This is a genomic window from Arhodomonas aquaeolei DSM 8974 (assembly GCF_000374645.1).
GTDB lineage: Bacteria > Pseudomonadota > Gammaproteobacteria > Nitrococcales > Nitrococcaceae > Arhodomonas > Arhodomonas aquaeolei.
Genome location: NZ_KB894826.1, coordinates 21,672 through 37,670, shown reverse-complemented (window position 1 = coordinate 37,670; position 15,999 = coordinate 21,672). Strand labels below are relative to the sequence as shown.

Below are 15,999 nucleotides of genomic sequence, written 5' to 3'. Positions count from 1 at the left end.
ATCGGGCCGTCCGCCGCCGAGACCACCAGGATCGCGCCGTCCATCTGCGCCGCACCGGTGATCATGTTCTTCACATAGTCCGCGTGCCCCGGGCAGTCAACGTGCGCGTAGTGACGCGACTCCGTCTCGTACTCAACGTGCGCGGTCGCGATCGTGATACCACGGTCGCGCTCCTCCGGCGCGTTATCGATCTGGTCGAACGCGCGCGCCGCACCCCCGTACTTCTCCGCCATCACCTTCGTCATCGCCGCCGTCAGCGTCGTCTTGCCATGGTCAACGTGACCAATCGTTCCCACGTTCACGTGCGGCTTCGTGCGCTCAAACTTCTCCTTGGACACGGCGTTTTCTCCCGTTGGCTCGCGAGCTGTTGAACAGGCGTCGGACTTACTAAAGGGGGCTCTCTACGGACTACGGAAAGATCGGTAGATGGAGCCCATGGGCGGATTTGAACCGCCGACCTCACCCTTACCAAGGGTGTGCTCTACCCCTGAGCTACATGGGCATGACAACCGAATCGTCCTGTCGCGGGACCGAACACTGGAGCGGGTGATGGGAATCGAACCCACATCATCAGCTTGGAAGGCTGAGGTTCTACCATTGAACTACACCCGCCTGGAACCCGCTGCATCCCGCGCCAGATTGTCTGGTGGAGGGAGGAGGATTCGAACCTCCGAAGGCTGAGCCAGCAGATTTACAGTCTGCCCCCGTTGACCGCTTGGGTATCCCTCCAGATCGTCACTCCCTGTCGCGTGGGCCGCCTGGGCGGAATCATCGCGACAGGTCGCGAAATTCTACATACTGGGCGGATAGCGTCAACCCCCGGTCGAGTAACCGGGCGAAGAGGATCGCGATATGTCGTACCGCCTCCTGCGCATCGTGGCCCTCGCGGCGGTCACCGCCATGACCCAGGCCTGCCAGAGTGCAACCGAGCACGACCTCAGCCGCCTGGACCTCCCCGAGGGCTTCACCGCCCGCGTCTACAGTGCCGATGTACCCGGGGCCCGCAGCCTCGCGCTGGGCTCGGAGGGCACGGTCTTCGTCGGCTCCCGCGCCGCGGGCAATGTCTATGCCCTGCGCGACACGGACGGCGACGGCCGCGCCGACCGCCGTTACCTCCTCGTCGAGGGCTCGCCCGACTCCCCCAACGGGGTGGCGTTTCTCGACGGCGACCTCTACGTGGCCTTCACGGACCGCATCGCCCGCCTGCCGGCCATCGAGTCGCGGCTCGAAGACCCGCCCGCCCCGCGGACCGTGGCCCGGCTCCCCCGCTACGACCACCACGGCTGGCGCTACCTTGCGGCCGGACCCGACGGCGCGCTCTACGTGGGCATGGGCGCGCCCTGCAACGTCTGCGAGCGCTATGGCGAGATCTGGCGGGTGGACCCGGGCAACGGCGAACACAAAGTGGTCGCGCGGGGCGTGCGCAACACGGTGGGTTTCGACTGGTCACCTCAGACCGGCACCCTCTGGTTCACCGACAACGGCCGGGACCTGCTCGGCGACAACCGCCCCCCGGACGAGCTCAACCGCCTCAGCGGCGACGGGGACCACTTCGGCTTCCCGTACTGTCACGGTGGCGACATCCCCGACCCGGAGTACGGCTCACGGGACGCCTGTGACCGCTACGTCCCGCCAGTGCAGCGCCTGAGCCCCCATGTCGCCGCGCTCGGCATGCGCTTCTACGACGGCACCGCCTTCCCCGCCGACTACCGCGGCGACATCCTGATCGCCGAGCACGGCTCCTGGAACCGCAGCGAGCGCATCGGCTACCGCATCACGCGGGTCGACCCCGAGGCGGCCCTCGCCGGGGCGGATAACGCCTATCGCCCGTTCGTCACCGGCTGGCTGATGGACAGCGGCGAGATCTGGGGCCGACCGGTGGACGTCCAGGTCCTGCCGAGCGGTGCCCTGCTGGTCTCCGACGATTACCACGGCGCGGTCTATCATATCGACTATCGGCCCCCGGGCTAACGCCGCATGGCGGCGCACCCACCGGCCGCGAGACGGCACTGGGAGGCGCCACCGCCATGGCCATCAACCTTGACGTAAACGGCGTCGCCCGGCGCTACGATGGACCGACAGAGCGGCCGCTACTGTGGTATCTGCGCGAGGACCTGGGCCTCACCGGGGCCAAGTTCGGCTGCGGCATCGCGCTCTGCGGTGCGTGCCTGGTACTGCTCGGTGACACCGCGGCGCCCGCCTGCCGCACCCCGATGGGCAGCCTGGACGGCGCGGCCGTCACCACCATCGAGGGACTCGCCGCAGGGGACGACCCGGTCATCGCCGCCTGGCGCGACGCCCAGGTCCCCCAGTGCGGCTACTGCCAGCCCGGCCAGGTGATCGCCGCCACCGCCCTGCTGCGGACCACGCCGCGGCCCACTCCCGCGCAGACCGAGGCGGCCATGGACCGGGTGCTGTGCCGCTGCGGCACCTACCAGCGGGCGCGGCAAGCCCTCGCCGCGCTCACCGGCGGACACGACAATGGCTGAGCGGACGTTCAGCCCCATGCGGCGGCGCCTGGTCATCGGCGCCCTTGCCGCCGGCGCCGGCCTTTACGTCGCCACTCGCCTCGCGGGCTCGCGGGACACGAGCCCGCCGGCCGGCACCGCGGATGATGCCGGCTACGCCGATGCCTGGGTGGAGGTCCGTACCGACGGGCGCATCGTCCTGCGCCTTACGGAGGCCGAGATGGGCCAGGGCGTGACCACATCACTGCCCGTCCTCGTCGCCGAGGAGCTCGCCGTCGCCCCGGACACCGTCGAGCTCGCACCGGCCCCCCTCACCCCGGTCTACGGCGAGCAGACGACCGGTGGCAGCACCAGCATCCGGGAGGCGTGGCCCGTGCTGCGCCGAAGCGCGGCCACGGCACGGGTGCAGCTGATCGCCGCCGCCGCGGCCCGCTGGGGCGTCGACGGCACGGCCTGCCGGGCCGCGGACGGCCGCGTTCATCATGACCCCAGCGGCCGCAGCCTGGCCTACGGCGCCCTTGCCGTCGACGCCGCCGGACTCCAGCCGCCCGGGAATGTCCCGCTCACCGAACCGGCCCGATGGCGCTGGATCGGCCGGTCCCCGCCCCGGCGGGACGTCCCGGAGAAGCTCACCGGGGCAGCGGTGTTCGGAATCGACGTCGAGCGCCCGGGCGCGCTGGTCGCCACTGTCGCCCACCCGCCGGGCCCCGGCCGGGAACCTGCCCGGATGGACACCGCCGCCGCCCGCGCCGTCGCGGGGGTTCAAGATGTCGTCGGCCTGCCCGGTGGCACCGTGGCCGTAGTCGCCGACGGCTACTGGGCCGCCCGACGCGGCCTCGACGCCCTGGCCCCGGAATGGCCATCGGCCGGGCTGCCGGACGACGCGGCGATCGCCGCGATCCTGGAGGAGGCACTGGACGGGGACATGCCCACGGCCTGGCGGCGCGGCGACGCCGACCGCGGCAACGCCGCCGGTGCCCCCCTCGTAAGCGCACGTTACCGGCTCCCGATACAGGCGCATGCCTGCCTTGAGCCACCCAACGCCACCGCCTCCGTGGGCGACGGCGAGACCGATGTCTGGGCGGGCACCCAGTCCCGCAGCCGTGCGCGCGACGCCGCCATCGCCGCGGCGCGGGGCGGGGGGCCCGGCGCCCTTCTCGCCCGGGTCGCGGGCCGCCTGGGTCTCGTCACCGGGAACGATGTCACCGTGCACGGCACACTGATCGGCGGTGGCTTCGGGCGCCGGCTGGAACAGGATTATGTCTCCGAGGCCGTGGCCCTGAGCCGCACCGTTGGGGCACCTGTCAAGGTCATCTGGTCCCGCGAGGAGGACCTACGGCACGATGTCTACCGGCCTCCGAGCCATCACCGCCTGGAGGCCCGTCTCGGCGCGGACGGTCTGCCGCGATCATGGCGCCACCGGATCGCCGCGCCCTCGGTCGTGGAGTCGCTCTGGCCGGGAAGCGTCACCGACGGCCTCGATCCCCTCGCGGTCGAGGGGGCCGTCGCCTTGCCCTATGCCGTCCCGCGGGCGGAGGTGGGCTACGCCATGCGCGATGTGGGCGTGCCCGTCGGCATGTGGCGCTCCGTCGGCCACTCCTACAACGCCTTCGCAGTGGAATGCTTTATCGACGAGCTCGCCGCGCAGGCCGGCGTCGACCCGGTGGACTACCGCCTGCGACTGCTCGGCGACGCCCCGCGGCTGGCCGCAGTGGTCGAGCTCGCCGCGGCCCGGGCCGGCTGGGGCAGCCCCCGGCCCGGGCGCGCGCTGGGGATCGCAGCGCACGCCTGTTTCGGCAGTTACGTGGCCCAGGTCGCGGAGGTCTCGCTGGACAACGACGGCTCGGCACGGGTTCACCGGGTCGTCTGTGCGGTCGACTGCGGCATCGCCGTGCACCCGGACACCGTCGCCGCACAGATGGAGGGCGCGATCGCCTTCGCGCTTTCCGCGACCCTGTACAGCCGCATTACCCGCAGCACCGACGGCACGGTGCAGAGCAACTTCCACGACTTCCCGCTCTTGCGCTTCTCACAGATGCCCCGGGTAGACACCCACATCGTGCACTCCCGCGAGGCCCCCGGCGGCGTCGGAGAGCCCGGCGTACCTCCGCTGGCGCCGGCGGTGGCCAACGCGGTATCCGCCCTCACGGGCCGCCGGGTGCGGGAGCTGCCCATCCGGCTGGATGGCGACGTGTAACCGTCAGCCAGCGGCGAGCGAGCGGCACATGCGGGTGACGTCCGCGTCGGTCACCCCGGAGTGGGTCGGCAGGGTCAGCAGGCGGTCCGCGAACGCCGCGGCCGCGGGCGTGGCCGTCGCCGCCACGGGCGCCGGAACACCGGGAATCGCCCCCAGCGGCGCACCATAGAGGGCGGTTGCCCCCAGCCCCTGGGCGTTGAGCCGCGCGAGCAGGCGATCGCGGTGACCGCGATCCGCGGCCAGGAGTGGATAGCGCAGCAGCCGCGTGGCCGCGGCAGTGCCGGGACAGGCCCTGGGGAGGTCCGTGATCCCGGGCAGGCACTCTGCCCGGAGCGCTTCGGCGAGCCGCCGCTGCGCCCGAGTAGGCACGGCGCGGAAACGCGCCACCGCGGCGGGCAGACGGCTCCGACGCACCGGGTCCATACCGGTGATCCCGGTGAGGGGCTCATAGGCCGTCGCCCCGAGGTGCAGCCACGGCAGGGCGCTCGGCAGCCAGTAGGCCCGACGCCGGCGCATCACGTTGTAGACCCCCGCTGCCAGCGCATAGCGCAGCGCCGCCGCCATCCCGCCGGGCGGCTGGGACGGGCGCGCCAAGGCGGCAGCGAGCGCGGAGGTGCGCGCCAGCACCGCGCCCCCGCCGAGCAGGCTGAGCGGTTTGCCTCGGCCGAAGCTCAGGATCACGTAATCACCGTGCTCCCGGTCGTCGCCCACCACCGGGAAGGCCTGGGCCCGGTCCTCGATCAGACACAGCCCGCGGGCACGGGCAAAGGCCGAGAGCGCGGCGATGCGCTCACCCAACCCGAGCAGATCGACGGCGACGACGGCCACGCACCGCGGCGCCTGAACGGCCACCAGGGCGTCCAGGTCCAGCCAGGGCCGATCCGGAGCGATGTCCACCAGCACCGGCTCCAGGCCAGCGTACACCGCCGCGGCGACCAGGTCCGGACAGCCGTAGGCCGGCAGCAGGACCTGCGGATCGCGCTCGGCACGGACCGCCGCGGCGGCTGCCAGGGCGACCGCGAGGGCCATGGTCCCCGAGCCGTACAGCCGCATGCCGTAGCCCGGCAGGATCACCGGCGCCCCACGCGCCGCGCCCCGCCATGGGACGGGGTCGCCCGCGGGGGGCAGGCGGCCGTGGATCAGCGCGTCGAGGGCTGCCATACCGTCATCCGCCGACCCGCCGCGTAGGCGAGACTCGCATGGGCGATGGCCAGGTTCGCCTGGCAGAAGAAGTACGGCACCCGCACCCAGAACCAACGCCGCCGCGCCCCGGGCGAAACCGCCCCCAGCAGGACGCAGCCGTAGAACAGGGCCTGCAGCGCCATGGTTAGGGCGTACAACGGTGTGATCGCCGGAAGTGCCACCAGTGCCACGTTGGCGGCCAGCGCCACCAGCAGGCACCACGGCACCCCCCACCGCATTGGCTTGTGACTCCACACCTGCAGGGCGAAGCCGGCGTTCCGACGCGGGTCCAGCACCTCCGGATGTCGCATCAACCCCGTAATCCCGCGCAGCACCGTGCGGTACTTGCGCTGGTACTCCCGGCGGTCGTCGCTGATCGCCCGGTAACGCCCGATCACCGCCGCGTCGGAGACCGCTCGCAGCCCGAGCCGGGCGCAGTTGAGCGCCGTGTTGAAGTCGCTGGGCGCATCGCTGTCCCAGTCCCGGCACACCACCGCCCGGGCGGCGAAAAACGAGCCGCTGAGCCCGACCAGCCCCGCCCGGGAGGCTTCAAGACGCCGCAGCGCCATCTCGTAGCGGACATACAGCCCCTCACCCACCGGTGCGCCCTCGGCGGTGACGAAACGGTCCTCGCTGGAGACCGCGCCCACCGAGGCATCCGCGAACAGGGCGGCCAGCCGCCGCAGGCTGCCGCCGTCGATCTCGGTGGCGACGTCAGAGAACACCAGCACCTCACCGCGGGCCCGCTGCACGGCCAGCCACTGGGCGTGTTCCTTGCCCCGGCGCTCGGGCGCGCGTACCAGCACCACGCCGCGGTCGGCATAGGCGCGGGCGATCTCGTCGGTATCGTCGTCCGAGGCATCGGAGGCCACGATCACCTCCCGGCGTCCCGCCGGGTAGTCCAGCGCCAGGGTGTTGTCCAGCTTGGTGCGCAGTAGCGCGCCGGCATTGTAGGCGGTGATGATGATCGACAGCGTCGGCACCGAGGCCGGCTCCATGCCTTCCGCCGCCGATGGTGGCCGCCAGCGCACCGGCAGCGCGAGTAGCACGAGTGGATACAGGAAGTAGCTGTACACCGCTCCCACCGCCGCGACCCAGAACACCCACTCCATCGCATCCCCCCGGGCGATAGCGCCCTCAGAGCCAGCCCGACACGCGGGCAATGAAACCGCCCCGCGCGGCGGCGATATCCTCGTGCACCCCCACCCGCCGGAGACGGTACGGATCGGCGTCCGCCGCGTTCCAGCCGTTGGCCGTCGTGCAGGCCCCCGCATAGGCGTCCCGCACGCGGGCCACCGCGGCGGGGGTGGCGTCGCCATTCGGATAGCAGAACAGCGGCGCCGCCACCCCCGCTGCGGCCTCGATCACCCGGCGCGCGCCGGCGACCTCCTCGTCCAGCACCGCCGGCGACACGTCCGGGCGCAGCCGCGTGTGGGTGCGCGTGTGGGCCCCGAGCTGCACCAGCCCATCGCTGGTCATCTCCCGCACCTGTGCCCAGTCGAGGAGTGCCGGTTCAACCGGGCCGAGGCCCACCTCCGCCTCCATCGCCGTGACCCGTTCGCGCAGCTCGGCGTCCGACAGCGCCTTGGCCGCCTCGATCACACCGTCCAGTGCGTCGGCGTCCGGCACCGCCCGGTAGGCCGTCACGGCGCCACCGAGCCGAGCCAGCCAGCCAAAGGCCGCGCCATCCCATACCCGAACCGGTGCCGTCACCGCCCGGCGCAGCACGGCGGCCAGGCGCTCCGGCCAGAAGCCCTCGGTGGTGCCGATGAGGTCAGAGACCAGGAACACCGTCGCGGGCCAGCCCATCTCTCGCAGCACCGGGTAGGCGTACTCGTAGTTGTCCCGCCAGCCATCATCGAAGGTGATAGCGCACGCTCTTCGGGGCACGACCGCACCACGGGCACGGGCCGCGAGCCAGTCGGCGAGGTGCACGGGTGTGAAGTGCCGCCCCAGCACCGCCAGGTGCATGCGCAGGGTCTGTGGCGAGACCAGCATCCCCGGCTGCTCGTCCGCCCAGCGCGGATCGTCCCGGGGCAGGACACGGTGGTAGGTGAGCACCAGTAGCGACGGCGCCCGGCGGCGCCAGCCGATCGTCCCGGCCGCCCGGGCAGCAGCGCACACCCCGGCCCGCGCCGCCTGCCTGGCCCTGCGCAGCGACGCGCTCATCCGGCGACCCCCCGCAGGCGCGCGGGACGGCGGATCAGCGAGCGCACTAGGCCGCGCTGCTCCGCGGGCAGCAGCGGCGAGAACAGCACCGCCACCAGGAACACGCCCACTAGGGCCACCCGCAGCAGCAGCGACCAGACCAGATCCGTCGGCCCCGCCTCGGCGATCGCGTAGAGCAGCACCGCCAGTGCCAGCGCCGAGAGCACCCGGGCCCATGGCAGGCCCATGTCGTATTCCCGGCGGGCCTGGGTGTGCACCCATGTAAGCTCCACCGCCAGGGCAACCAGCGTGGCGAGCGCGGCACCGAGGGCACCCAGCGGCGGGATCAGCACCAGGTAGCCCACGCTGATCACCACCGCCGTGATCCCCGAGGCTATGGCGAGCTTGCGCGTCTTCTCCGCGAGCAACAGCCCGAAGTTGGAGAACAGCGTCCAGACGTAGAGGACGTAGGCGAGAACCAGGATCGGGGCGATGTCGGCGGCGGGCCAGAACGGCGGCGCGGCCATGACGTGAATGACATCGCCGACGAACATCGCAATCCCCAGGCCCATGAGGATGGTGAACAGCGCAAAGTACTGGAACGTCATCTGGTAGACCTCGCGGGCATCGCTGCGCTCGTGGATGCGGTAACGCTGGGTGTCCCAGATATTGGCGAACGTCCCCCAGGTGAACTCCACCAGCAGGAAGCCGAAGCGGTAGGCCAGCGCGTAGATACCGACTTGCGCCATGTCCGTGAATACCCGCAGGAAGTAACGGTCGCCGAAACTGATGTAGATCTGGAAAAGCCCGGATATCCAGAACGGATAGCTGAACGCTATCAGCACCCGCAGGTGCCGGCGCGAGGGCCTCAAACGCGTGTAACGCATGGCATAGCCGACGCCGAGCAGCGCGATGGCACCGGAGGAAATCAAGTTGCTGAGCACCACGCCGGCGACGTGGAGCTCCAGCCACACCACCAGGTAGAGATTGAGCGCGACCTGCAGCACGAGCTTGCCCAGGCTAAAGGTCAGGAACAGCCACGGGCGCTGGTGGGCCCGGATGAAGTTCAGGCCGAAGTCCTCCACCCCCTGGGTGACCAGCAGGAGCCCGATCACCGGGATGAGCTGGACGTACAGGGCCTCCCCGAAGAGCACCCGGGCCAGGGGCTCGGAGAACCCCGCCACCGCCATCGCCCCGAGCGCGCTCACGCCGGCCCCGACAAGCAGCACCGTGGTGACCACCTCGTCCCGCTCGGCCTTGCTGTCCGCGGCAAAGTAGTAGCGGAACAGCGCCTGGCCCATGCGCATTCCGAAGAACACCTCGACAACGCTGAGCAGCAGCGTGAACAGCTCCACCGCACCGTAGTCGGCGGGGGTGAGGTAGCGGGTGTAGATCGGCAGCATGAGGAAGGCCACGATCTTCCGGGCTATGTTCCCCGTCCCGTAGATCGCGCTGTGCGAGACCATCCGCGCCGCGTCCGCAGTCATCCCCGAACCCCCTGGGCGACCCGGGCATGGCGCGCCCCGCGCGGGTCAAGGCGCCGCAACGCGGCGAGGCCACGGCCGAGGTAGTAGCAGTAGAAGATCAGCGCGTTCACCGCGAGCACCCGCAGCGGCTGGCCGGCATACTTGCGTATCGACGAGGCAATCAGCACCGCCGCCACCACCGCCACGGCGGCCACGACCCCGCCGGCCCAACCGGCGAAGAGCGCGGCGATGCCGGCGAGATGCGCGGCGAGGAAGACCACCGTGAGCACGGCCACGCGGGAGTGGATCAGGGCGTGCCAGGAGCGGAAATCGCCGCGGCCGTGCCAGGCCTCGCGCCGGATGAACGCGCCGAGCCTCCGGGGGAAGCCCTTGTGGACCACCCTCAGGGCGATGTCGTTGACCACCGCCGCTCCCTGTCGGCGCGCCCGGGCGCAGAGCTCGTAGTCCTCCCCGGTCTCCAGCGACGGATCGAAGCCGCCGAGCTCGCGGAAGAACGCCGTGTTGATCACCATGTGCCCGCTGCCCACGTGGCGTGAGCCGCGCTCGCGCGCGAAGGCGGCGAACCAGTAACGCTCCAGCCAGCCCGCCTGATCCGGGATGTCGCAGTGCGAGCCTGTAATCAGCCTCGGCTCCCCGGCAAGCGCCGTGCACACCGCGGGCATCCGTGCCTGCCAGGCTGCGGTGAGCTCCACGTCCGCGTCCAGGAACACCAGGATCCGGCCGCTGGCCAAGGCCGCCCCGACATTGCGGTTGGCACCGATGCCCGCGCCGGTGCCGGCCACCACCACCGCCCCGGCCTCACGGGCAAGGGCCGCGGTGTCGTCGCCGGAGGCATCGTCGACGACGATCACTTCGTGGTGCCACCCCGCCGCGTGGCGGTGGATGCTCGCGATGGTGGCAGCGATCATCGCCGCCTCGTTGCGCGCGGGGATGACGAAAGACAGGGAGATCGCCCCCGGGTCACCGTTCGGCACAGGCGATCGCCTCCCTGCCCTGCCAGGCCGACGCCCCCGGTACGGCCTCCGCCGCCGGCAGGGCCTCGTACCAGGCCTCGAACATGAGCACCGACCATAGCGCGAGGCCGTGGTTGCGACGCCCGCCCAGGTGCTCGCGCCACCGGCGCGAGACCGCCCCCGCGTCCAGCAGACCCTCGCCGGTAAGGCGCTCCGGCGCCAGCAGCGCATCGGCCCATTCACGCAGCGGACCACGCAGCCAGTCGTCCACCGGCACGGAGAAACCGGATTTGGGCCGCTCCATCAGTGCCGGCGGCACATAGCGGTCTAGCAACCGGCGTAGTATCCACTTACTCTGCCCGTCGCGGACCTTCATGGACAGCGGCAGATGCCAGGCGTACTCCACCACCCGGCGGTCGAGCAGCGGCACCCGTGTCTCCAGGGCCACGGCCATGCTCGCCCGGTCCACCTTCACCAGGTTGTCATCGGGGAGATAGCGCAAACCGTCCCAGAGCATGCACTCGTCGATCAGCGCCCGTGCGCCCTCCAGGCGCGCAGGCGGCCAGGACGGCGGCGCTGCCGCGTCACACAGCGGCAGCGCCTGCCCGGGCCAGTACGACATCAGCGCGTCGTAGACCATGGCCGGGCTCCCCGCGTCCAGCACGGACGCCAGCTTGTGCAGCTTCTCGCCCATGCGTGGCCGCCACAGCCGCCGCAGCGGAGGCACCACCGTGGCGGCGGCCCCGGCGATCCGGTCCCAGCCCCCAGGCGGCAACGCCAGCACACCGCGCCCCGTCAGCCGGGCCAGCGGCCTAGGCAGACGCGCGGCGAGGCCGGCGGCGGAGCCGGCGAAGAGGTAGCGGTTGTAGCCGGCGAAGATCTCGTCGCCGCCGTCGCCGGAGAGACAGACGGTGACGTGCTCACGCGCCCGCCGTGCGATCAGGCAGGTGGGCACCTGGGAGGGATCGGCGAACGGCTCGTCGTATATCCTCGGCAGCTCCGGTATCACGCCCAAGGCGTCGCGGCCGGTCACCGAGAGTGTGGTGTGCTCGGTGCCCAGGTGCGCCGCGATGGCGGCCGCGGCCTCCGATTCGTCGTAGCGGGGATCATCGAATGCCACCGTGAAGGTGCGCAGCGGCCGCGGAGTGATGGCCTGGGCGATCGCGGTGACCGTCACCGAGTCCAGCCCGGCGGAGAGGAACGCGCCCACCGGCACATCGGCGACCAGCTGCTCGGCGATCACCCCGCGCAGGGTTGCGTCCAGACCGTCGATCTGGCCGCTCTCGTCGTCGGCCACGGCATCCGCGACCCCTGCCGCCGCGACGTCGGCCAGTTGCCAGAATGGCGTGAGGCGAACGCCGCGGCGGCAGCCCCAGGGAGCGACGTCATCCGGCGGCCCCTGGGCACAGTCCAGGCTGAGCAGCGTGCCCGGCGGCAGCTTGTAGATGCCACGATGAATGGACAGGGGGCCCGGCACGTAGCCGTACTGGAGCAGGCCCGCAAGGGCCCGCCTGTCGATGGCCGTGGTCATGCCCGGCACCGCGCGCAACGCCTTGAGCTCGGAGCCGAACAGCACCCCGACACCGGCAACCGCGCCATAGTAGAGGGGCTTCTCGCCCAGCGGGTCGCGGGCGAGGTGGAGCCGCCGCTCGCGGACGTCCCATACGGCGACGGCGAACATGCCCCGGGCCTTCGCGAGGGTCGCCTCGATGCCCCAGTGCTCGAACCCTGCGGCCAGCACCTCGGTATCGGAGCCGCCCCGGAAGGGCATGCCCGCCGCCTCGAGTTCGCGGCGCAGCACGGCGAAATTGTAGATCTCACCGTTGAATACCACCCGGTAACGCCCGCCCGGCGAGGCCATGGGCTGGGCACCGGCGGGGCTGAGATCCTGGATCGCGAGCCGGGTATGCGCCAGCGCAACGCCGGCGTCGGCATCCAGCCAAACCCCGCTGTCGTCCGGGCCGCGGTGGCCCAGTGCGGATGCCATCCCGCGGGCCCGCTGTGTCAGCAGCGCCGCGGCAAGCGATTGCGCAGGGATCAACAGACCAGCGATGCCACACATCGGCGGTAACCCGGGTTGAAGAGCGGCTTGCCCCACGTTCCGTTTACCACCGCGGGCACGGGCTGGATAGCGTCACATGACGGACGTGATGAATTCGGCGAAAAGAGGCGACGGACGGGCGGGATATCACCCGCGCCCCGGTGCCCGGGGGCGGGTGGCAAATGTTACTGGACCTGGGTATCGATCACCGTCGGGGGCTCCGGCGGCGCGGTGACATCGCCGCTAAGCGGCGTGTCGGAGACCACGAGGTTGTCCAGGTAGAACACCGTGCGCTGGTCGAAGCCGGAGTTCGACCAGCCCAGCAGGTAGGCCTCATCGAAATAGTTCTGCCCGTCGCCACCGTACATGGCGACACCCGTGAAGTCCGCCATCTGCTGGCCATCCTTCCACAGCTGGAGGACGCCGTCGCTGGCCGAACCGCTGCTGGGGACCTTCACGTGAACGACGATCTTGTGCCAGCGCCCGACGTCGCTGCTGTCGATGAACGGCCCCGCGTTGAGGATGCTCGCCTCGCTGCCGTAATCGTAGCGGTGGGCGGAAAGCGTCGAGCCGCCACTACCGTCGGCGTTGAGCGAGAAGTTCACCTGGAAGCCGGGGTTGGTATAGGGATCACGGTAGATAGCGATGAACTTGTTGTTGCTCGGTCCGCTCTGGCTGCGGTGGTTATAGTTGGCCGGGATGTAGAGATCGTAGCCGAACCACAGCTCGCGGTAGGCCTGCCCGAGCTGCAGACGCTGCTCGGCGAAGGAGTCGGAGCCATCGCTCACACCATCATAGACGAAGGCGAGCGACTGACTGCCGGAGTAGGCATTGTTGGCGCTCACCGAGGCGCTGGTGCTGTACCCCCAGGAAATGCCGCCCTCGCTGTGATTCAGACCGCCGCTCTCGAAACCGTCGTTGAACAGCGTTGCCCCATGCGCCGTGCCGACGGCGCAGGCCAGGGCGATCGCGGGTATCCATCGTTTACTCATGGGATTGCGCTCACTCGTTGTGGCAAACAGACGCGCCCGCATCACACGGGCGCCACCATCGCGGCGAGACGATATCAGCGAGACAGGGACCCATCTGCGAGCCCCATCAACCCCATCACCGGAACCACATCACCCTATCCGGGTCGGCATCCGTCGCGGCGGGCGCCCCCGGTTCCCGTGAACCGCCACCCTGGCCCCGCCCCAGCGTCGCCTGCCACTGCGCCTGCAGCGCGTTCAGCGCGTCATCGAGCTGGCTGAAGCAGGCCTCGAAGCAGGCCTCACCGCGACCGTAGGGATCCTCGATCACTGCCCTGGGCGGGCTCGCCCACAATCCGATGAGCGCGGCCTGCCCGCCCCCGGAGCGCACCCGGCGGCGCACCGCGCGGAGCTGGCCCGGTTCCATACACAGCACCAGGTCACCGGCGCCGATGACGATCTGGAACGGCTGAACCGAGCGGTGGCGCTCCAGGGCCAGGCCGCGGCGCCGCGCCACCAGCTGCGCGGTGGCGTCCGCGGGCACGCCGCCGGTAGTAACCAGACCGAAGGACACGGATGGCATGCCCAGAGACAGCGCGCGCGTCTGCGCGTACGGACTGCGGCAGACGTTGCCCGCACAGACCACCACGAGACGCTCGACACGTCGCCAGTCGACGACAGGAGGCCGCCGCTCGTGCCAGAAAGCGGCGGCTCGATTGTTCAGACGCCGGAGCCGCACGCACAGGGCGGCGGTGGTGCGCGATAGTAGCCGGGTCATCCGGAGGTACCCTCCCTCGGGTTCAGTGGGTGGACAGGCTGTGACGCAGCAGCAGCCGGTCCTTCAGCGTCTCGATGTAGGAACAGTACTGCAGCGCGTCGGCCACGTTGTCCGGCAGTGCAAACCGGCCCACGGTGAAACGCGCCTCCGACCCGGCGTTCTGCGCCGCGTATCCCGGCTCGGCGGTCACCGCCCCGGCGAAGGCATTGGCCGCGAGCAGCCGGCGCTCGCGCTGGCCGAAATCCTTACTGCGCCCGGTCGGATAGCACATCACCGGCAGCGGGGCGCGCAGCTCGGCGGTCAGGCGGGACCACGCTCCGAGGATCTCGCTACGCACCTCACACTCGGAGAGCCGCGAGAGCACGCGGTGGGTCCGTCCGTGGGGGCCGAAGCGCACCCCGCCGCCCGCCTCGGCCTCCCGCGCCTGGGACCAGGTAAGCGGGCGGTAGCCCGGCGGCGGCGAGGCGGGCAATTGCACGCCCGCCCGCGCGGCCACCTCGGCGACTACCGACTCCACGTGGTCGCCATCCATGTCCTTGCACTCGGCCAGGACCTCCCGGACCGCATGCCGGCGCTGCTCCGGGGTCTCCAGCGCGCAGTGCAGCGGGCGCCCGCCGAACTCCAGCTCGAACGCCGGCCGTGTGGCATTACGAAAGGCATAGTCGATGCGCGCATCCCAGGGCCAGAGCGCCCCGTCGACGAAGTCGGTGATCAGGAACACGGTGACCGGACAGTCGAAACGCCGGAACACCGGCAGGCCGACCCGCAGCTGATCCTCGAAGCCGTCGTCCATGGTGAACGCCACCGCGTTGCCGAGTGCCGGCTCGCCATCGGCGAGGCGCCGGAAGACCTCGCCAAGGGGCAGGAATACGTGCCCGTGCCGCCGCAGACCACCAAGCAGCTCCGCCACCGCCCGCGGTGAATGCCCGGCCGTCCCCGTGTCCGGGTCCTCGAAGCGGTGCAGCATGAAGATCGTCGCCCGCTCCGAGGTCAGCGGTGAGAACAGGCGGGCCACCGCCGGCGCCGCCGCTGTGTGAACCAGGGCACGCTTGATCAGCCCCTTCATCGCCACCCCTCCTCCATACCGGCCCGGATCACCCGAGCAACGCGTCCAGGCCTACCTCGGGTGTCCCCTGGCCGATGGCGTGCATCGCCCCGGACCACGGTCCGCCCCGCCAGCGGTACCGGCCGAGGGGCCAACGTCGTGCACGCAGCCGGGCCACCGGGACGAAACCAAGCCGCTCGTGGGAGCGCCGCGAGTGCACGTTCAGCCGGTCCACCACCGCATAGCAGGCACCGCCACGTGGCACATTCGCCACGGCGGTGGCGGCGAGGCTGAGAAAGGCCCCTCGCAACCGGTGGCCGGGGACCACGTAGCCGTGGCCCAGCATCATGTCACCCGGACGCAGGCGCAGGTGGACCGCCGCCCGCCCAGGGCCGCGTCCCGCCTCGAACCGCTCGTGGAAGACCCAACCGTAGGCCACCACCACGTCGTTATGACGCACGACCAGACAGCGCTGCCCCGCCGCGAGGTAGGCGCGGTAGGCCGCCTCGCGCTCCACCGCCCCGGCCGGGTCCTCCAGCGCTGCGACCACCGGCAGCTCCGCCTCCCGCACCTCGCCACCCTCATAGGCCGCGCTCACACGCCGCATGGGGCGTTCGTTCAGCTCCGTAAGGCGCAGCACGTGCATCTCGGCGAGGTCATACAGCCGCGGTGGCAGGTAACCGTTGACGCAGAGCACCTCCTGCACCAAGTCCGCCCCACCGGCGGTCCAAT

Annotated in this window: 14 protein-coding genes and 3 tRNA genes; 3 read left to right on the top strand and 14 right to left on the bottom strand. The window is 71.0% G+C overall.

Annotated features, from left to right (window positions below; translation table 11 throughout):
* The 4 genes from C516_RS0117220 to C516_RS0117205 form a co-directional block, all read right to left on the bottom strand.
* The coding region (locus tag C516_RS0117220; protein WP_018719662.1) for a GTP-binding protein at positions 1-338 on the bottom strand (338 nt) is incomplete at its 3' end.
* An 89-nt stretch (positions 339-427) separates the two neighbouring features.
* Positions 428-502, bottom strand: a tRNA-Thr gene (locus C516_RS0117215).
* Between the two features lie 36 nt (positions 503-538).
* Positions 539-612 (bottom strand) — tRNA-Gly (locus C516_RS0117210).
* A gap of 32 nt (positions 613-644) precedes the next feature.
* Positions 645-729 (bottom strand) — tRNA-Tyr (locus C516_RS0117205).
* A gap of 123 nt (positions 730-852) precedes the next feature.
* On the opposite strand from C516_RS0117205, the gene C516_RS0117200 reads away from it, so the two are divergent.
* Genes C516_RS0117200 through C516_RS0117190 form a run of 3 tightly spaced genes read left to right on the top strand, consistent with a single transcriptional unit; the run spans position 853 to position 4,665 of the window.
* Positions 853-1,971 carry a PQQ-dependent sugar dehydrogenase gene (locus tag C516_RS0117200; RefSeq protein ID WP_018719661.1) on the top strand — a complete coding sequence of 373 codons (1,119 nt, stop codon included), beginning with the start codon at positions 853-855 and terminating at the stop codon, positions 1,969-1,971.
* Between the two features lie 56 nt (positions 1,972-2,027).
* Complete coding sequence (locus C516_RS0117195) at positions 2,028-2,489, top strand: (2Fe-2S)-binding protein (protein ID WP_018719660.1); 462 nt, start codon at positions 2,028-2,030, stop codon at positions 2,487-2,489.
* Positions 2,482-4,665 (top strand): xanthine dehydrogenase family protein molybdopterin-binding subunit, encoded by a 2,184-nt coding sequence (locus C516_RS0117190; RefSeq protein WP_018719659.1) that lies wholly within the window; start codon positions 2,482-2,484, stop codon positions 4,663-4,665. Before C516_RS0117195 ends, C516_RS0117190 begins: the two co-directional genes overlap by 8 nt.
* Before the next feature lie 3 nt (positions 4,666-4,668).
* Here the strand turns inward: C516_RS0117190 and C516_RS0117185 are convergent, their stop codons facing one another.
* The 10 genes from C516_RS0117185 to C516_RS0117140 all read right to left on the bottom strand — a co-directional run bounded on the left by C516_RS0117185 (position 4,669) and on the right by C516_RS0117140 (position 15,973).
* Positions 4,669-5,826, bottom strand: a complete 1,158-nt coding sequence (locus C516_RS0117185; protein WP_018719658.1) for a DegT/DnrJ/EryC1/StrS family aminotransferase — start codon at positions 5,824-5,826, stop codon at positions 4,669-4,671.
* Positions 5,805-6,959, bottom strand: coding sequence for a glycosyltransferase (locus C516_RS0117180; RefSeq protein WP_018719657.1), 1,155 nt, complete (start codon positions 6,957-6,959; stop codon positions 5,805-5,807). The genes C516_RS0117185 and C516_RS0117180 overlap by 22 nt, the downstream gene beginning before the upstream one ends.
* Before the next feature lie 25 nt (positions 6,960-6,984).
* Positions 6,985-8,016: a polysaccharide deacetylase family protein gene (locus C516_RS20040; protein ID WP_084594266.1), complete on the bottom strand. Its 1,032-nt coding sequence runs from the start codon at positions 8,014-8,016 to the stop codon at positions 6,985-6,987.
* Positions 8,013-9,482 (bottom strand): lipopolysaccharide biosynthesis protein, encoded by a 1,470-nt coding sequence (locus C516_RS0117170; protein ID WP_018719655.1) that lies wholly within the window; start codon positions 9,480-9,482, stop codon positions 8,013-8,015. Before C516_RS0117170 ends, C516_RS20040 begins: the two co-directional genes overlap by 4 nt.
* Entirely contained in the window at positions 9,479-10,456 is a 978-nt protein-coding gene (locus tag C516_RS0117165; protein ID WP_018719654.1) for a glycosyltransferase family 2 protein, read from the bottom strand. Before C516_RS0117165 ends, C516_RS0117170 begins: the two co-directional genes overlap by 4 nt.
* On the bottom strand, positions 10,443-12,497 hold the full coding sequence (asnB, locus tag C516_RS20035) for an asparagine synthase (glutamine-hydrolyzing) (RefSeq protein ID WP_084594265.1): 2,055 nt from the start codon (positions 12,495-12,497) through the stop codon (positions 10,443-10,445). Before asnB ends, C516_RS0117165 begins: the two co-directional genes overlap by 14 nt.
* A gap of 164 nt (positions 12,498-12,661) precedes the next feature.
* A complete protein-coding gene (locus C516_RS0117155; RefSeq protein ID WP_018719652.1) occupies positions 12,662-13,468 on the bottom strand; it encodes a heparin lyase I family protein in 807 nt (268 codons plus the stop codon).
* Positions 13,469-13,583: 115 nt separating this feature from the next.
* Positions 13,584-14,222 (bottom strand): arsenate reductase/protein-tyrosine-phosphatase family protein, encoded by a 639-nt coding sequence (locus C516_RS20670; RefSeq protein WP_018719651.1) that lies wholly within the window; start codon positions 14,220-14,222, stop codon positions 13,584-13,586.
* Between the two features lie 22 nt (positions 14,223-14,244).
* Positions 14,245-15,288, bottom strand: coding sequence for a polysaccharide deacetylase family protein (locus C516_RS20025; protein ID WP_018719650.1), 1,044 nt, complete (start codon positions 15,286-15,288; stop codon positions 14,245-14,247).
* 28 nt (positions 15,289-15,316) lie between these two features.
* Positions 15,317-15,973 (bottom strand): GNAT family N-acetyltransferase, encoded by a 657-nt coding sequence (locus C516_RS0117140; RefSeq protein ID WP_156831292.1) that lies wholly within the window; start codon positions 15,971-15,973, stop codon positions 15,317-15,319.
* Between the last annotated feature and the right edge of the window lie 26 nt (positions 15,974-15,999).